This window comes from Mesorhizobium sp. M4B.F.Ca.ET.143.01.1.1 (assembly GCF_004792275.1).
GTDB lineage: Bacteria > Pseudomonadota > Alphaproteobacteria > Rhizobiales > Rhizobiaceae > Mesorhizobium > Mesorhizobium abyssinicae.
In genome coordinates, this window is the sequence record NZ_SRSR01000007.1 from 335,318 (window position 1) to 351,222 (window position 15,905).

The 15,905-nt window shown below is 64.1% G+C and carries 16 protein-coding genes; 11 read left to right on the forward strand and 5 right to left on the reverse strand.

Features of this window, described 5'->3' with window-relative positions:
* Positions 1 to 7: 7 nt before the first annotated feature.
* The 4 genes from EN786_RS19805 to EN786_RS19820 form a co-directional block, all read right to left on the reverse strand.
* On the reverse strand, positions 8 to 1,537 hold the full coding sequence (locus EN786_RS19805; RefSeq protein WP_127309939.1) for a type II and III secretion system protein family protein: 1,530 nt from the start codon (positions 1,535 to 1,537) through the stop codon (positions 8 to 10).
* Positions 1,534 to 2,346 carry a Flp pilus assembly protein CpaB gene (gene cpaB, locus EN786_RS19810; protein ID WP_127285904.1) on the reverse strand — a complete coding sequence of 271 codons (813 nt, stop codon included), beginning with the start codon at positions 2,344 to 2,346 and terminating at the stop codon, positions 1,534 to 1,536. The genes EN786_RS19805 and cpaB overlap by 4 nt, the downstream gene beginning before the upstream one ends.
* Positions 2,347 to 2,551: 205 nt before the next feature.
* Positions 2,552 to 3,070 carry a prepilin peptidase gene (locus tag EN786_RS19815; RefSeq protein WP_127285905.1) on the reverse strand — a complete coding sequence of 173 codons (519 nt, stop codon included), beginning with the start codon at positions 3,068 to 3,070 and terminating at the stop codon, positions 2,552 to 2,554.
* Between the two features lie 172 nt (positions 3,071 to 3,242).
* Positions 3,243 to 3,413 (reverse strand): Flp family type IVb pilin, encoded by a 171-nt coding sequence (locus EN786_RS19820; RefSeq protein ID WP_127285906.1) that lies wholly within the window; start codon positions 3,411 to 3,413, stop codon positions 3,243 to 3,245.
* 357 nt (positions 3,414 to 3,770) lie between these two features.
* Between EN786_RS19820 and EN786_RS19825 the strand changes: the two genes are divergently transcribed.
* The 3 genes from EN786_RS19825 to EN786_RS19835 all read left to right on the forward strand — a co-directional run bounded on the left by EN786_RS19825 (position 3,771) and on the right by EN786_RS19835 (position 5,579).
* The gene (locus EN786_RS19825; protein WP_127285907.1) at positions 3,771 to 4,193 is read left to right on the forward strand and encodes a pilus assembly protein N-terminal domain-containing protein; all 423 of its coding nucleotides are present in this window, start codon (positions 3,771 to 3,773) and stop codon (positions 4,191 to 4,193) included.
* Positions 4,194 to 4,330: 137 nt separating this feature from the next.
* A complete protein-coding gene (locus EN786_RS19830; protein WP_127285908.1) occupies positions 4,331 to 4,921 on the forward strand; it encodes a TadE/TadG family type IV pilus assembly protein in 591 nt (196 codons plus the stop codon).
* Between the two features lie 37 nt (positions 4,922 to 4,958).
* Complete coding sequence (locus EN786_RS19835) at positions 4,959 to 5,579, forward strand: TadE/TadG family type IV pilus assembly protein (RefSeq protein WP_127285909.1); 621 nt, start codon at positions 4,959 to 4,961, stop codon at positions 5,577 to 5,579.
* A 28-nt stretch (positions 5,580 to 5,607) separates the two neighbouring features.
* On the opposite strand, the gene EN786_RS19840 is transcribed toward EN786_RS19835, so the two are convergent.
* On the reverse strand, positions 5,608 to 6,570 hold the full coding sequence (locus EN786_RS19840) for a PhnD/SsuA/transferrin family substrate-binding protein (protein WP_127285910.1): 963 nt from the start codon (positions 6,568 to 6,570) through the stop codon (positions 5,608 to 5,610).
* A gap of 173 nt (positions 6,571 to 6,743) precedes the next feature.
* On the opposite strand from EN786_RS19840, the gene EN786_RS19845 reads away from it, so the two are divergent.
* From EN786_RS19845 to EN786_RS19880, 8 genes are all read left to right on the forward strand, one after another.
* A complete protein-coding gene (locus EN786_RS19845) occupies positions 6,744 to 7,994 on the forward strand; it encodes a phosphopentomutase (RefSeq protein WP_127310749.1) in 1,251 nt (416 codons plus the stop codon).
* Positions 7,978 to 8,868, forward strand: coding sequence for a bifunctional DNA-formamidopyrimidine glycosylase/DNA-(apurinic or apyrimidinic site) lyase (gene mutM / locus EN786_RS19850; protein ID WP_127285912.1), 891 nt, complete (start codon positions 7,978 to 7,980; stop codon positions 8,866 to 8,868). Before EN786_RS19845 ends, mutM begins: the two co-directional genes overlap by 17 nt.
* 40 nt (positions 8,869 to 8,908) lie before the next feature.
* Complete coding sequence (locus EN786_RS19855; protein ID WP_127285913.1) at positions 8,909 to 9,682, forward strand: enoyl-CoA hydratase; 774 nt, start codon at positions 8,909 to 8,911, stop codon at positions 9,680 to 9,682.
* 158 nt (positions 9,683 to 9,840) lie between these two features.
* The gene (gene rpsT, locus EN786_RS19860) at positions 9,841 to 10,107 is read left to right on the forward strand and encodes a 30S ribosomal protein S20 (protein WP_127285914.1); all 267 of its coding nucleotides are present in this window, start codon (positions 9,841 to 9,843) and stop codon (positions 10,105 to 10,107) included.
* A gap of 922 nt (positions 10,108 to 11,029) precedes the next feature.
* Positions 11,030 to 12,502 (forward strand): chromosomal replication initiator protein DnaA, encoded by a 1,473-nt coding sequence (gene dnaA / locus EN786_RS19865; RefSeq protein WP_245478334.1) that lies wholly within the window; start codon positions 11,030 to 11,032, stop codon positions 12,500 to 12,502.
* Positions 12,503 to 12,701: 199 nt separating this feature from the next.
* Complete coding sequence (gene dnaN / locus EN786_RS19870; RefSeq protein ID WP_127287223.1) at positions 12,702 to 13,820, forward strand: DNA polymerase III subunit beta; 1,119 nt, start codon at positions 12,702 to 12,704, stop codon at positions 13,818 to 13,820.
* 140 nt (positions 13,821 to 13,960) lie between these two features.
* Positions 13,961 to 15,124, forward strand: a complete 1,164-nt coding sequence (recF, locus tag EN786_RS19875; protein WP_127310747.1) for a DNA replication/repair protein RecF — start codon at positions 13,961 to 13,963, stop codon at positions 15,122 to 15,124.
* Positions 15,125 to 15,155: 31 nt separating this feature from the next.
* Positions 15,156 to 15,905 (forward strand): molybdopterin-synthase adenylyltransferase MoeB, encoded by a 750-nt coding sequence (locus EN786_RS19880; RefSeq protein WP_127286506.1) that lies wholly within the window; start codon positions 15,156 to 15,158, stop codon positions 15,903 to 15,905.

Genomic DNA, 15,905 nt, shown 5'->3' on the forward strand with positions numbered 1-15,905 from the left:
TCCCCGCTCACTTGTAGATGAACCCGACAACGCCGTGATAGCGGCCGGCGGGTCTGTCGGTCTGCATGGTGCCGTAGACGCGATTGACGCGGCCAAGGAACATGCCTGCGCCGTCGCTCGGGGCGTTGAAGTTGTCGTCCGGCTTGGCAAGTTCGTTGCGCGCGACCGGCTTGGCCAGATAGGGCGTGATGATGATGACGAGTTCGCTCTCGTTGCGGACGAAGTCGCGGCTGCGGAAGAGCGTGCCGAGCACCGGGATCTTGGTCAGGCCAGGCAAGCCGTTGACGGCCTGCCTGACGTCGTCGCGGACGAGGCCGGCGATCATCATCGACCCGCCGGACGGCAGTTCCACCGTCGTATCCGCCAGGCGCTTGCGCAGCGAAAGCGCATTCATGCCCTGGCTCCTTCCGCCGGCCGACAGCGACACCGATCCCTCCGTGGTCGGCTCCGATACGGAGGTCCTGACCTTTAGGCTGATGCGGCCGGGCGACAGCACCACCGGCTGGAATTCCAGGCCGATGCCGTATTCGATCTTCTCGATCGAATAGGTTCTGTTGCCCGTCTGGTTGTCGGTCGAAACGTTGGCGCTGACGCTGTTGACCATGTTGTACTCGCCGCCGACCTTGAAGGTCGCCTTCTCGCCGGACACGGCGGTCAGCGTCGGCTCGGCCAGGGTCTTCATGACACCGGCCTGTTCCATGGCATTGATGTAGGCCTGGATCGCCGAGGTGCCGACATTGAAACCCGAGTTCGAGATCGGCTTGCCGAGGCCGCTGAACGTATCGCCCAGCGCGCCCCAGGAAATGCCGTTGCTGCCGCCGCTGCCGACCATGTTGACGCCGAGCTGCTTCATCACCGAGCGGCTGACCTCCGCCACGGTCACCTTCAGCGTCACCTGGTCGTCGCCGATGATCTGCAGCAGGTTGACGATCTTCGAGACGCGGCGGTCTTGGTCGGGGTTGTTGATGTCGACGCCGCCATTGGCCGATCCGCCGGCGGCGGTCTGCGAATACTGGCCGGTCGTGGCTTCACCGCCGGACACGAAGATGGTCGCCAGGTCGACGGCGCGCTTGGCGTCGAGAGGCGTGTCCACGCTTCCGGTCAGAACGACGTTGTCGTTCAGCAGTTCGACCTTGATCTCGGACGTCGGCAGGAAGCGCTTGAGGTAGTCCTCCAGCCCGGCGACGTCGCGTTCGACCGCCAGATCGAGGCTGACGATCTGCTCGCCATTGGGGCCGAAGACAAAAATGTTGGTCTCGCCCACGGCCTTGCCGAACAGATAGATGCGCCGCGCGGTGCGGGTGACCGCATCGGCGACCGCGGGATTGGCGACCAGGATGTCATAGGCATCGCTCGGCAGGTCGATGACCACCGACTTGTTGAGACCGAGCTTGACGCGTTGTGTGGCGGTGGACGCCGACACCTGGGCGTTCCGGTTCGCGGCCTTCGCCTCGACCATGCCGGGCGCGTTGGTGCCGAGCAGGAACAGGCCGATCGCCGCTGCCGCCATGAAGGGCAGTTTACCCTTTAGCCTCATTTCCTTGCTCCCACTTCGGAAACTTCGCCCGACTTGATCATCCGCACCGTGCCGCGCCGGCCGTTGCCGGAAACGAGATAGTCGGCCTCGCCCAGATTCTTTTCGTGAGCGTCCGTGATCGGACGCAGCGCCAGGGTCAGGCGATCGGCCATCTGCTGCGCGACCGTGATGATTTCGGCCTGCTGCGGCGACAGCTCAAGCGTGGCGGTCTGACCGACCCTGGTCTTCTTGCCTTCCTCATCCTCCTGGATGGTCTGGTCGATCGCCAGGACGCGGATGTTCTTCAGGATGGTCTCGGTGGTGAACCCGCTGCCGCCCGTTCCGGTGTCGGAACGGCGGGTCATGATCACGTCGACGAAATCATTGGGGAGGATGAAGCCGCCGGCTGATGTGTCGGCCGATATCGCGGTGGCGACGGCGCGCATGCCGCTGGGCAGGATCGACGACATGAAGCTCTGGCCCTCGCCGATCAGCTTGGAGCGCCTGAGCGGCTCGCCCGTGTACATCGCCACGCGGGCAACGGAGCCCTTCAGCTTGTCCACGGCATCGGGCTCCGCGGCGCGGGTGATGAAATTCGCGTTGATGCCGTCGGCCGGCCACGACTCCCAGCTGATGTTGTTCTCCAGCGGGCTGCCCATGGCGACATCGCCGGACAGGACGAGCACGTCCTGCAGCGCTATGGCCGGCGCCTGGGGGCTATCGACGACGACCCGGGGCGGCGGAACCGCCACCATGTTCTTCGCGACATAACCCGCGCCGCCCGCCGCGGCCACCGCCACGCTCAGTATTATAAGTCGGGATGCTGGCATCTGTCCGAACCCTCGCCTATGGCAAACCACCTAGCCAGGGCGGACTTTGCAGCCGCAATCGTCAAAACAAGGTTAATGCAATGCTTACGATCGTGATTAATTTAAGGTTTACATAAATTAGAACGAACCGCCCTCCGGGATGCGAAAAGGGCGGCCAAGCCGCCCAGTCCAAAACCGGATAACTCGTACGCGCGATGGCAAGGGGCTAGGCGGCCAGCCTTTCCAGCGCCCATACCATGAGCGGAGAATCCGGAAAGACGATCAGACCGCCGATGCCCAGCGCGATGCCGTAGGGAACGCCGGTCGTCTGGTCGGCGAAATGGCGCAGGAAGGGATTGTGCCCGGTAAAGTCCGCCAGTGCCGATTTCCGGTAAGCAAGGATGGCGACCGTCAGCAGCCCGCCGATGAAGGTCGAAATCACCAGGTATTCGACAAGATGGATGTTGAAGCCCATCCACAGCGCGGTGGCGGCCAGCAGCTTGGCATCGCCGCCGCCCATGCCGCCGAGCGCGAACAGGCCAAAGGTCACGGCCAGCACCAGGAAGCCCGCCGCGAAATGCCAGCCATAGGCGGCCCAATCCATCCCCGTCAGCGGCGCCACCAAGGCAAAGACCACCACCAGCAGCACCGACACGCGATTGGCGATCGTCATCGACAGCATGTCGGAGATCGCGGCAAACAGCATGCAGAACGGAAAGACGACGAAGATGAGGGCTTCAAGCATGGGCGCGGTGCCTGCGGTCGAGTTCTAGCCAGTGCAGCCTAGGCATGTTCGATTAACGATTGATGAGGCGGGCCAGTCAAAATCGCCCGGCTTGATGAAAACGTGAATGACGAAAAAAGGGCCGCCAGAAGAGGCGGCCCTTTCCCTTGAAGAAGCTAATTCGCTTCAGGTATCAGGAACCTTCAACCTTGTTGGCGATGGCGTCGAACTTGTTGTTCAGCGCATTGCCGAGGGCGCCGGCGCCGACCATGATGGCGAGCGCGATGAGAGCGGCGATCAAGCCATATTCGATGGCGGTCGCACCGGACTCGTTCTTCACAAAACGTGCAATGAGGTTAGACATTCGAGAGCTCCTACTCCACGTGTTACAGCACTTCCGTCAACTTCTCTTGCCGGTTGATCGGATGCTGCCAATCTAGGGAGAAGGCCTTTCGATCGGCTTAATAAACAGCCTTACCGATTCCTTTCCGGTCTCGAACCCGTTGCTTGGTTAACCGTCAGCTAAAGTACCGGCGAGCCGCCTCGCCGCCCGCAAAGCAGCGGCAGAGGCGGATTCCCGGCGACTGTCGCAGGGAGGGCCATCGCCCGCCGCGGCAGGCAGTCGAACGCCGGCCTTAATCGTGCTGAGCACGGGCTTAACCGTTGGTTCACCAATCTCGTTCATGTTCCGTTGAACAGTTTGCCGCCTTGGAGCGTCCAGATGACCGGGTTGAGATCGTCGTTTCCAGTTGCCGTGCTTGTCGCCGCCGCTGCCTTCGTCCTGCCGGCCAAGGCTGGGCCCGGCATCGAAGTCACCATGAACCAGGCCAAGATCGTCAAGCTGTCCCGTTCGGCCGACACCATCGTCATCGGCAATCCGGCGATTGCAGACGCCTCCGTGCAGGATGCCTCGACCATCGTGCTGACCGGCAAGGGATTCGGCGTCACCAATCTGGTCGTCCTCGACCAGGACGGCAGCCCGATCATCGACGAACAGGTCACCGTCGTGCGGCAGGATGCATCCTCGGTCAGAATCTACAGGCGCTCCGAAATCCAGACCATGTCCTGCACCCCGTATTGCGAAAGCTCCTACAAGAGCGACAGCGAGAAGGCCTCGGAAGCCGAGATGAGCGCCGGCCACTGAGCTGCCCGCCTTTTCGGCGACTACGGTTAGCGGCCGGCTAACGGCGCTTCGACGAATTTAACGGTCATCCAAACCGGGCTTCAATGGGTTTTCGTTAATGTCCCGGCCGACATCACAAGGATCGGCAGGGAGTGGGCATGAACAGGAAGCGAGCGCCCGAGGACGACAATCGCGGCAACGGGTGGACACGGCTCCGCGCCCGCTTTCTTGGTGATCGGCGCGGCAGCACGGCGATGGAATTCGCGATGCTTGCCTTGCCTTTCGCCCTCCTCGTCTTCGCCATCCTCGAAAGCTGCATTTCATTTGCCGGCCAGGAAGTGATGGCCAACATCACCGACGACATCGCCCGCAAGTTGCGCACCGGCCAGCTGAGGCCGGCCGACGTGAGCGGCACCAAGTTGCAGGACATGATCTGCGCCAAGCTGGAAATCATTGTCGCCAACAAGTGCCCGGGACTATCCGTGGACTTGCGCGAATATGCGACCTTCGCGGACGCCGCTACGGCGAGCTACAAGATCGTGAACAACCAGATCGTGCTGACTCAAGGCGCGAACTCGACGGCTTTCGGCGTATCGCCCGGGCTGGCGGAAACGAAGAACATGTTGCGCGTCTTCTACAAATGGCCGGTCATGACCGACTTCATGTCCAAGTCGATGACCAATATGACCGACGGCACCGCGCTGCACTTCGCGTCCGTGACGTGGCAGAACGAGCCGTTCGACAACTGAGATTGCGGGCATGCTTCGGCAAAACGGGGGTAAGGGCATGTATCGTGCGGGGGCACATCGGGGAATTTTGGCGGTCTGGACACGAGCGGTGCGGTTTGGCGCCGATCGCCGCGGCATCGCGGCGATCGAGTTTGCCTTCATCGTGCCGCTGCTGCTCGTGATGTATTTCGTGACCATGGAGGCCTCCCAGGCCATCGAGACCAGCAAGAAGGTCAGCCGCATCGGCAGCATGGTGGCGGACCTCGTCACCCAGCAGAACACCATCACCAAGGCCGATCTCGATGCGATCATGAAGATCGGCAACTCGACCCTGAAGCCCTACAACCGGTCGGATCCCAAGATCGTCATCACGGCGATAGAGGTCACCACCGATACGACGCCTAAGGTGCAGGTCGTCTGGTCGCGCAAGCTGCTCAACGGGGCCACCAGCGCCGATGCCGCGAAGACCAGCACCACCACGATTCCCACCGCGCTCAACGTCAAGGGCACCTTCCTCATCCGCGTCGAGAGCGACCTCGCCTATGAGCCGATCATCACCTGGGCGGCGGACAGCAAAGAGCGGCTTGGGCTGACCTCGGCTTTCAGCCACATTTCGATGAGCGAGACCTACTATCTGCGGCCGCGCCGGAGCACGACGATCCCTTGCAGCGACTGCTGAGAATTGCACGGCGCCGCTTCGCCCCGGATTATTGCCCGCCCTCTTTGCCCGACACCATGCGCACGATCGCAGCCGCCATCGCATAGTCCTTTTGCGAGGCGACGGTGAAGCCGCCCGAATGCGTCGTCTCCAGAAGATCGTAGACATCGGGCGTCATCGACTTCAGGTTGGTGAGAAACACGGTGAGCCGGCGCTTGGCCTCGGGATCGAGATCGCTGCGCACGGCATGCGGGCCGTATCTGAGCAGGCCTGACGTCCACACGATCCGCAGCGCCGCCTTCGAAACACCCGCCGCCTCAAGCCGCGCCATCGTGCCGTTCGGATCGGCCGGCTGGTCGCCCGTGCCGGCCGGCTGGCCTGCCGGAAGGGCCGGCGGACTGTCGGCCGCGGCCGGATTGCCGTCCGCCAGCGCCGTTTCCCAGCCGAACAAAGCATCGGCCTGCCCGTCGACCAGCATTGCCTCGGCGGCGGCCGCCGAGCCGGCATGCAGCAGATAGGGTGAATCCTCGGTGATCCCGACGCCTGCCGCCGTCAGGCCGGCGAGCGGCAAAAGCGAGCCGCCGACGCTGTCGGCAGGCGCCATGGCGATGCGATGGCCCGGCATGGCCGCGAGATCCGGCACCTTGCCGTCGCGCGTCACAAGGAGCGAGCGGATGCCGGCGGCGCCATCGGTATCGACCGGCGCCACCAGCGGCTCGACGCAGCCGCAGCGCTCGGACGCGGTCGCATAGGCGACGGCTGAATAGACGGCATACTGAATCCGTCCCTCCACCTGCGCCTCGATCAGCGCCCGGTAGTCGCGGGCGACGACAAACTCGACCTTCATGCCGAGTGCCTTGGTGTAGGCGTCGGTGAGCAGCGCCAGGCCCGGAACGGCGTTGCCGGCTCCAGGTTCGGCGACGATGCCGACGCGGAATGTGCCGATGTCGTCGCGCCAATCGGCGCTGGCCGTATCCGGCCAGGACGCGGCCAGCAATGCCAAAGCAGCCATGCAGGCAGGCCTTGCCGAAAATCCGCCGCGCCTTCCCATCCCTGCCCCGCCCGTACCGGCATCCCGTCTCGCCCGACTATCGCGCCGAGCGGTTGCCGTTTGGTTTCCGAATTGCCAATGGCGATGCGGAACCCTATGTCTGGACCCGCAGACAGGCAACAATGACCCCTTTGATGGCGCGCGCTTTCCTCTTTGTCCTCGACTCGTTCGGCATCGGCGGCGCCGCCGATGCCGAACGCTATGGCGATGCCGGCGCCGACACGTTCGGTCACATCGCGCTCGCCTGCGCCGAGGGGCGCGCGGATCGCGAGGGCCTGCGCAAGGGACCGCTCGCCCTGCCCAACATGGTCTCGCTTGGGCTGGCGGGCGCGGCGGAAACCGCGACGGGGTTCCGCTTCGGCAATGGCGGCACGGCGCCGATCGCGGCGGCTTTCCATGGCGCGGCGCAAGAAGTGTCGAGCGGCAAGGACACGCCGTCCGGCCACTGGGAGATAGCCGGCCTGCCGGTGCGTTTCGACTGGGGTTATTTCCCGCAGACGGTGCCCGCCTTTCCGGCCGAACTGACCGCGGCGATGATCAGCGAGGGAAAGGTGCCCGGCATTCTGGGCGATTGCCACGCGGGAGGAATCGAGATCATCGAGCGGTTCGGCGAGGAGCATATCCGGACCGGCAAGCCGATCTGCTACACCTCGGTCGATTCCGTGCTGCAGATCGCCGCCCACGAAACGCATTTCGGCCTCGAACGGCTCTACGAATTCTGCAAGACGGTGCGCAGGCTGGCCGATCCGCTGAACATCGGCCGGGTAATCGCGCGGCCTTTTGTCGGGGAAACCGTCGCCACCTTCGAACGGACATATAACCGCCGCGACTATGCCGTGCCGCCACCCGAACCGACGCTGCTAGACCGGCTGACGGGGCGCGGCAGCAAGGTCATCGCGGTCGGCAAGATCGGTGACATCTTCGCGCATCGCGGCATCTCGGAGGTGCGCAAGGCCGCCGGCAACATGGCGATGTTCGACAAAGCGCTCGGCGCGATGGACGATGCCGACGACGGCGACCTGGTGTTTGCCAATTTCGTCGATTTCGACACCGAGTTCGGCCACCGGCGCGATGTCGCCGGCTATGCCGCGGCGCTGGAGGCGTTCGACCGGCGCCTGCCCGAAGCGCTGGCGAAACTGCGGCAAGGCGACCTGCTCATCCTCACCGCCGACCATGGCAACGATCCGACCTGGCGCGGCACCGACCATACGCGCGAGCGCATCCCGGTGATCGGCACCGGACCGGGGCTGTCAGGCGGCGACGTCGGCCTCAGGCCGACCTTCGCGGATATCGGCGAGACCGTCGCCGAGCATCTCGGGCTGGCGCCCGGCCGTCACGGCACCTCCTTCCTTAGAGCGATCGGCGGTCATGCCCGAACTGCCTGAGGTCGAAACCGTCCGGCGCGGGCTGCAGCCGGTCCTGGAAGGCGCTCGCCTGGTCAGGGTCGAGGCGCGCCGGCCCGATCTCAGGTTTCCATTTCCCGCGCGTTTCTCCGAACGCCTGACCGGCAAAACCATCACCGCGCTCGGCCGTCGCGCCAAATACCTGACCATGCATGTGGATGGCGGCCCGGTGCTGATCTGCCATCTCGGCATGTCGGGCTCGTTCCGCATCGAAGCCGCCGATGACAACGAGACGCCAGGCACCTTCCATCACGAGCGGTCGAAGAGTTCCACGCACGACCATGTCGTTTTCGATGTCGAGACGGCCGCGGGCGCCCGCTCGCGCGTGATCTTCAATGATCCGCGCCGTTTCGGCTTCATGCTGTTCGCCGAAGGCGTGCCCGATACCCATCCGATGCTGACCGGCCTGGGCGTCGAGCCGACAGGCAATGCGCTGGACGGCGCCCTGCTCGCCTCGCTGCTCAAGGGCCGCAGATCGCCGTTGAAGGCAGCGCTTCTCGACCAGCGGCTGATCGCCGGGCTCGGCAATATCTATGTGTCCGAAGCGCTGTGGCGCGCCGGCCTGTCGCCGCTGCGCGAAGCAGGCACCATCGCCAAGGCCGGCAAGAAGGCCAGCGAGCAGGCCGAACGGCTGGCCGAGGCGATCCGGTCGGTCATCGCCGATGCGATCGCCGCCGGCGGATCGTCGCTGCGCGACTATGTGCAGACCGACGGGTCGCTCGGCTATTTCCAGCATTCCTTCGCCGTCTACGACCGCGAAGGCGAGCCATGCCCGAAGCCTGGCTGCGGCGGCCACGTCGAGCGCATCGTGCAGAGCGGCCGCTCGACCTTCTATTGCCGGACCTGTCAGCGGTGAGCTAGACCGATCTCCTCAATCGGAACGAGGAGGCGATGCCATGACCTATGAAACCATCATCGTGGAGACGCGCGGCAAGGTCGGGCTGATCACGCTGAACCGGCCGAAGGCGCTCAATGCACTGAACACCGAGGTCATGAGAGAAGCGGTCGAGGCGGTGAACGGGTTCGGCGCCGACCCCGGCATCGGCGCGATCGTCATCACCGGTTCCGAGAAGGCCTTCGCCGCGGGCGCCGACATCAAGCAGATGCAGTCGATCGCCTTCGTCGATGCCTACACGCAGGACTTCTTCGTCGGCTGGGAGGAACTTACGCGCGTGCGAAAGCCGATCATCGCGGCGGTCGCGGGTTACGCCCTTGGCGGCGGCTGCGAACTGGCAATGATGTGCGATTTCATCATCGCCGCGGACACCGCAAGGTTCGGCCAGCCCGAGATCACGCTCGGCGTGATGCCCGGCATGGGCGGATCGCAGCGGCTGACCCGGTTCGTCGGCAAGTCGAAGGCCATGGATATGTGCCTGACGGGGCGGATGATGGATGCGGCGGAGGCAGAGCGCTGCGGGCTGGTCTCGCGAGTCGTGCCCGCCGGCGACCTCGTCGAGGAGGCGCTGAAGGCCGCGGCAAAGATAGCGGAATTCTCGCTGCCCTCTGTGATGATGACGAAAGAGGCCGTCAACCGGGCCTATGAGACGACGCTTGCGGAGGGTTTGCGGTTCGAGCGGCGGCTGTTCCATTCGCTGTTTGCGCTGGACGACCAGAAGGAAGGCATGGCGGCCTTCGCCGAGAAGCGGAAGCCCAATTTCACCAATCGATAAGATGGCCGGGCGCCAGCCTCAAAAAGAAGGCAAAGCGGCGTTGACGCGCCGGAAAAGCTGAACTATAAGCCGCACCAACCGAGGCGGCCTGTGGCTGCCCGTTTGTTTTTTGCGCCCTGCGATACTGCTGGCGCCCACCAGATCAGAAGAGAGGCATCATGGCCAATACCTCCTCGGCCAAAAAGGCAACGCGCAAGATCGCCCGCCGCGCCGCGATCAACAAGAACCGCCGCTCGCGCGTCCGCACCTATGTGCGCCAGGTCGAAGAGGCGCTGGCCTCGGGCGACAAGGCCGCGGCACTCGCCGCCTTCAAGGCCGCCGAGCCGGAATTGATGCGCGCCGCGACCAAGGGCGTGATCCACAAGAACACGGCATCGCGCAAGGTTTCGCGGCTGGCGCACCGGGTCAAGGTACTGACCGCCTGATACGCCTACCCTAGACTAGCGTTCTTCGAACCCGGCGGATGACGCCGGGTTTTTTCGTTTGCCGGCAAGTACTTAAAAAGAACGCCCGGAGATCGCATCCGGGCTGGATTTCAAAATCCAGATTGTTTTGCCGGCATATACATGCGCACTGATATTCCGTTATGTCGAAAGCGGGTGCGCACCCAGATTCAGCTGTCAGAAATTATCCATACATTTCAGTCACTTGCAGACGGTGATCCACAGCTTGTTCACATCGAGTTCGAGCTGCGGGGGACAAGTAGCTGTCAAGCGAATTATTTCAGAAAATTTCCTGCCGGGTGGCCTTTTTCATATTCGCCGGAAAAGGGTTTGAATCACAATGGCTTTGTCAAAATATGCCGTTGCGGCACCTGTTGCAGACCCGCCTCCGCTAACCAGATTCGTTAAAAATCCGTTAGTCGTGGCCTTGCCCTATCCACAGCGATTTCGGTAATGTCCATCCATCGAAGGGACGGGCTCTTGGCCCCCAAACCCAGCCTGAATTGGCCACCACAAAATGGCAGAATTCATGACGTGGAGCAATTCCGCGAACGGGTTTGATTTGTCTTTTCGATGCGGGTAGGGGACTGGCGTAATTTTTACATGGCAGGTCGATGGCGCGCCGGCGTTTTCGCCGGGCGGTAGAGCTTTGCCTTGTTCAGAAAAACGACCCGGCTTGCAAGGGCCGGGACCGGTCCCTTGTGTAGAACGAGGCGGCATTCACCACCAGCGGCGGTGGCAGTGTCGCAGCGAAGATACGGTCGCCGGAAACATGGATGCAGGAGGCGCATCCCCGGCGGAAAACAGGTACAAACAGGCAAGGAACGCGGTCATGCAGAGCGGCATCGAAAGGGAGCTAACGAGCGAACTCCCATTTCAAGCAACTTTTGTCGGAGGGGGCGACATGGTGGCATCCAGCGACGCGGAACAGAAGTTCGAGCGGGTCAAGACCCAGCTGAAGGCGCGCTTGGGAGCCGAGGTCTATTCTAGCTGGTTCGGCCGGATGAAGGTCGCCGAGGCGTCCCGGGGCATTGTCCGCATCTCGGTGCCGACGGCCTTCCTGCGGTCGTGGATCAACGGCCACTATCTCGATCTGATCGCCGAACTGTGGAAGCACGAGGATCCCGAGGTTCTGAAGATCGAGATCGTGGTGCGCACCGCCACGCGCCAGACGCGCAACGGCGCCGAGCCGGAAGTGGCGCCGGCGCGCAGGATGACCAGGCAGACGCAAACGGCGCTCGCGGCAGGCACCGCCGGATCAGGCAGGGTGGAGCGGGCACCGGCGCCGCGCCAGGGCGCGCCCGCCGAAACGGAGTTCCGGCACAATGTGCTGGGGTCGCCGCTCGATCCGCGCTACACGTTCAATTCCTTCATCGAAGGCCCGTCGAACCGGGTGGCTTTCGCCGCTGCAAAGGCGGTGGCGGAATCGCAGTCGAGCGCGGTGCGCTTCAACCCGCTTTTCCTTCATGCCACGGTCGGCCTCGGCAAGACGCATCTTCTGCAGGCGATCGCGGCGGAATCGCTGATGCACAACCCGAAATCGCGCGTCGTCTATCTGACGGCCGAGTATTTCATGTGGCGCTTCGCTACCGCGATCCGCGACAACAACGCGCTGACGCTCAAGGAGCAGCTGCGCGACATCGACCTGCTGATCATCGACGATATGCAGTTCCTGCAGGGCAAGTCGATCCAGCATGAATTCTGCCATCTCATCAACATGCTGCTCGACAGCGCCAAGCAGGTGGTGGTCGCCGCCGACCGGCCGCCGTCGGAGCTGGAATCGCTGGAGCCGCGCGTCCGCTCGCGCCTCAATGGCGGCGTGGCGCTGGAAATGTCGGCGCCGGACTTCGCCATGCGGCTCGGCATGCTGAAGCTGCGTCTTGCGACGGCCAAGGTCGACGACACCTCGCTCGATATTTCGGAGGAGATCCTCAACCATGTCGCGCGCACGGTGACGGGCAGCGGGCGCGAACTGGAGGGCGCCTTCAACCAGCTCCTGTTCAGGCAGTCCTTCGAGCCACAGATCAGCATCGACCGCATCGATGAGATCCTCGGCCACATCTATCGCTCGGGCGAGCCGAAGCGGGTGCGCATCGAGGACATCCAGCGCATCGTGGCGCGCCACTACAATGTGTCGAAGACCGAGCTTCTGTCCAACCGGCGCACACGCACCATCGTCAAGCCGCGGCAGGTCGCGATGTACCTGTCGAAGGTGATGACGCCGCGTTCGCTGCCGGAGATCGGTCGGCGGTTCGGCGGCCGCGATCATACGACGGTGCTGCACGCGGTGCGCAAGATCGAGGACCTTTCGGGCGCGGACAACACGCTGGCGAAGGAACTGGAACTCTTGCGAAGGCTGATCAACGACCAGGCTTGAGCGCCCGGGAAAAGCCGGATCGGGGACTTCGCCGGCTTTATCCCCAGAAAGCCCGCGCAACCGGTCCTAACCGGTGGCGCGGGCTTGCGTTTGCAGGCTTTTTCCTGTCAGCTTAAGCAGATTCTGAGCCTGTTCAGACCTTTCGCGGGGCGCCGCTCGCCGGAGACCCGCTCATCCATTCAAGCGAGCCTGTTTCGTCATGCGTGTTATCTTGGAACGGTCAAATCTCCTGAAGTCGCTCAACCATGTCCACCGCGTGGTCGAGCGGCGCAACACCATACCGATCCTCTCCAACGTGCTGCTCAGCGCCGAGGGCGCCAGCCTCGAGATGAAGGCGACCGACCTCGACCTGGAAGTGACCGAAGCGACGCCCGCCAAGGTCGAGCGCGGCGGGGCGACGACCGTTCCGGCGCATCTGCTCTACGACATCGTGCGCAAGCTCGCCGACGGGGCGGAGGTGATGCTGAAGACCGACGAGGACGGCAATGCGATGACGGTCACCTCGGGCCGTTCGAGCTTCCGTCTGCAGTGCCTGCCGCAGTCCGATTTCCCGGAGCTTTCGGCCGGTTCCTTCTCGCACATCTTCCGGCTCGATTCGCTCGACCTGAAAGGCCTGATCGAAAAGACGCAATTCGCCATCTCCACCGAGGAGACGCGCTACTACCTCAACGGCATCTACCTGCACACGCATGAAGCCGGCGGCAAGCTGAAGCTGCGCTCGGTGGCGACCGACGGCCACCGCCTGGCGCGCGCCGAGATCGACGCACCGGCAGGGTCCGAAGGCATGCCGGGCATCATCATCCCGCGCAAGACGGTGAGCGAGTTGCAGAAGCTGGTCGACGACCCGGATGTGGCCGTGACCACCGAACTTTCCGACACCAAGATCCGCTTCACCATCGGCAGCGTGGTTCTGACCTCGAAGCTGATCGACGGCACCTTCCCGGACTATCAGCGCGTCATTCCGACCGGCAACGACAAGAAGCTGATCATCGACCGGCAGAGCTTCGCCGCGGCCGTCGACCGCGTCTCGACCATTTCGTCTGAGCGCGGCCGGGCGGTGAAACTGTCGATCGCCGAGGGCCAGCTGACGCTGGCCGTCAACAATCCGGATTCCGGCAGCGCCACCGAGGAACTGGCCGCCGACTATTCGGCCGACCCGATCGAGATCGGCTTCAACGCCAAGTATCTGCTCGACGTCGCCGCGCAGCTAACCGGCACGGAGGCGAAATTCATGCTCGCCGATGCCGGCTCGCCGACGCTGATCCACGACATGGCCGACGAGACCGCGCTCTACGTGCTGATGCCGATGCGGGTCTAGAGCATGATGCCGAAAAGTGTGAAGCGGTTTTCGGACGACATCATGCTCTATCTCTTTGATTTAGAGCCGGATTCAGATTTCAGGTCGATTCGACCTGAAGTCATCCGGCTCTAGGCCGCCAACGAGGCGATTTTGCCGCCGTGACCGCAGGTGCAACACAGCTCCAGCACCAAACCCATATAAGTAAGCTTACACTTACGAATTTCCGCAACTATGCGGCGCTATCCATCGGCCTGTCGCCCGGAGCGGTCGTGCTGTCCGGCGACAATGGCGCCGGCAAGACCAATCTGCTGGAAGCGATCTCGCTGCTGACGCCTGGGCGCGGACTGCGCCGCGCGCCCTATGCCGACCTGGCGCGTGAAGGCGGCGATGGCGGTTTTGCGCTGCACGCCCGCATCGAAGGGCCGGAAGGCCAGGCCGAGATCGGCACCGGCATTGCGGGCGGCGACAGCGGCGAGAGCGGCAGACGGGTGCGGATCAATGGCGCCGCGGCGCGGTCGTCCGAGGATATGCTGGAGTGGCTGCGTGTCGTCTGGCTGACGCCGGCGATGGACGGCCTGTTCCCCGGGCCGGCGGCCGACCGCCGGCGCTTCCTCGACCGGCTGGTGCTGGCGATCGATCCCGGCCACGGTCAGCGCGCGCTCGACTACGAGAAGGCGATGCGCGGACGTAACCGCCTGCTTACGGAAGGATCTCGCGACGGCAGCTGGTTCGAGGCCATCGAGACGCAGATGGCCGAGACCGGCGTGGCGATCGCGGCGGCCCGCGCCGAGCTGGCGCGCCTGCTTGCCGCCATGATCGAGAGGCTGCCGTCCAGCGGACCGTTTCCGCAAGCCGACATCAGCCTCGACGGCGATCTGGAAAACGCGCTCGGCAGCGCGCCGGCGGTCGATGTCGAGGAGCGGTTTCGCCGCGCGCTGGCCGATGGCCGCGATCGCGACCGCGCCGCCGGCCGCACGCTGGACGGCCCGCATCGCTCCGATCTCGTGGTGCGGCATAGGCCCAAGGCAATGCCGGCCGAACTCTGCTCGACCGGCGAGCAGAAGGCGCTCCTGGTCGGCATCGTGGTCTCGCATGCAAGGCTGACCGGCGAGATGTCGGGGATGACGCCGATCCTGCTGCTCGACGAAATCGCGGCGCATCTCGACGCCGGCCGGCGCGCCGCCCTGTTCTCGATCCTGGAGGAGCTGAACTGCCAGGCGTTCATGACCGGAACCGACGCGGCGCTGTTTTCCAGCCTCGAGGGCCGCGCGCAGTTCCTGACGGTCGACCACGGCACGGTTGGGCCAACCGAAGACCCCTGACAAGGTTTTTGCGCCACGATAAGGTCTGGCCATGACCACGCTTTCCGACGAAGAACTCGAGCGCTACGCGCGCCACATCGTGCTGCCGGAGATCGGCGGCGCCGGCCAACAGAAACTGAAGCGGGCGCGGGTGCTGGTGATCGGCGCCGGCGGGCTCGGCGCCCCGGTGCTCGAATATCTCGCCGCCGCCGGCGTCGGCACGCTCGGCATCGCCGACGACGACACGGTCTCGCTGTCCAACCTGCAGAGGCAGGTGATCCACGGCACGGACGCGATCGGCATTGCCAAAACCGACAGCGCGTCCGCGGCGATCATGCGCATCAACCCCAATGTGGCGGTCGAGCCGCATCAGCTTAGGCTGACGGCGGAGAATGCCCCTGCCCTCGTCGCACGATACGACATCGTGGTCGACGGCTCCGACAATTTCGAGACGCGTTATGCGGTGGCCGATGCCTGCGCCGCAGAAGGCAAGCCCCTGGTGCACGCCGCCGTCGGCCGCTTCGACGGCTCGCTGACGGTTCTGAAACCGTTCGAGACCGGCGCCGACGGCAAGCCTAACCCCGGCTACCGCGACCTTTTCCCGGAAGCACCGCCGGAAGGACTGGTGCCGTCATGCGCCGTCGCCGGCGTAGTCGGCGCGCTGACCGGTGTGATCGGAACGCTGCAGGCGATGGAGGCGATCAAGCTGATCACCGGCATTGGCGAGCCGCTGGTCGGCCGGCTTTTGCTTTACGACGCGCTCAGCGCGCGCTTCGACACGATCCGCTACAAGAGAGCCTGA

Excerpts from the sequence above, each read along its gene's own strand:
- cpaB (WP_127285904.1), bottom strand. The coding sequence starts at position 2,346 with ATGCCAGCATCCCGACTTATAATACTGAGCGTGGCGGTGGCCGCGGCG.
- EN786_RS19840 (WP_127285910.1), bottom strand. The coding sequence starts at position 6,570 with ATGGCTGCTTTGGCATTGCTGGCCGCGTCCTGGCCGGATACGGCCAGC.
- EN786_RS19880 (WP_127286506.1), top strand. The coding sequence starts at position 15,156 with ATGACCACGCTTTCCGACGAAGAACTCGAGCGCTACGCGCGCCACATC.
- EN786_RS19845 (WP_127310749.1), top strand. The coding sequence starts at position 6,744 with ATGGCGCGCGCTTTCCTCTTTGTCCTCGACTCGTTCGGCATCGGCGGC.
- EN786_RS19855 (WP_127285913.1), top strand. The coding sequence starts at position 8,909 with ATGACCTATGAAACCATCATCGTGGAGACGCGCGGCAAGGTCGGGCTG.
- EN786_RS19830 (WP_127285908.1), top strand. The coding sequence starts at position 4,331 with ATGAACAGGAAGCGAGCGCCCGAGGACGACAATCGCGGCAACGGGTGG.
- dnaA (WP_245478334.1), top strand. The coding sequence starts at position 11,030 with ATGGTGGCATCCAGCGACGCGGAACAGAAGTTCGAGCGGGTCAAGACC.
- rpsT (WP_127285914.1), top strand. The coding sequence starts at position 9,841 with ATGGCCAATACCTCCTCGGCCAAAAAGGCAACGCGCAAGATCGCCCGC.
- EN786_RS19825 (WP_127285907.1), top strand. The coding sequence starts at position 3,771 with ATGACCGGGTTGAGATCGTCGTTTCCAGTTGCCGTGCTTGTCGCCGCC.
- EN786_RS19805 (WP_127309939.1), bottom strand. The coding sequence starts at position 1,537 with ATGAGGCTAAAGGGTAAACTGCCCTTCATGGCGGCAGCGGCGATCGGC.
- dnaN (WP_127287223.1), top strand. The coding sequence starts at position 12,702 with ATGCGTGTTATCTTGGAACGGTCAAATCTCCTGAAGTCGCTCAACCAT.
- EN786_RS19820 (WP_127285906.1), bottom strand. The coding sequence starts at position 3,413 with ATGTCTAACCTCATTGCACGTTTTGTGAAGAACGAGTCCGGTGCGACC.
- EN786_RS19835 (WP_127285909.1), top strand. The coding sequence starts at position 4,959 with ATGTATCGTGCGGGGGCACATCGGGGAATTTTGGCGGTCTGGACACGA.
- EN786_RS19815 (WP_127285905.1), bottom strand. The coding sequence starts at position 3,070 with ATGCTTGAAGCCCTCATCTTCGTCGTCTTTCCGTTCTGCATGCTGTTT.
- mutM (WP_127285912.1), top strand. The coding sequence starts at position 7,978 with ATGCCCGAACTGCCTGAGGTCGAAACCGTCCGGCGCGGGCTGCAGCCG.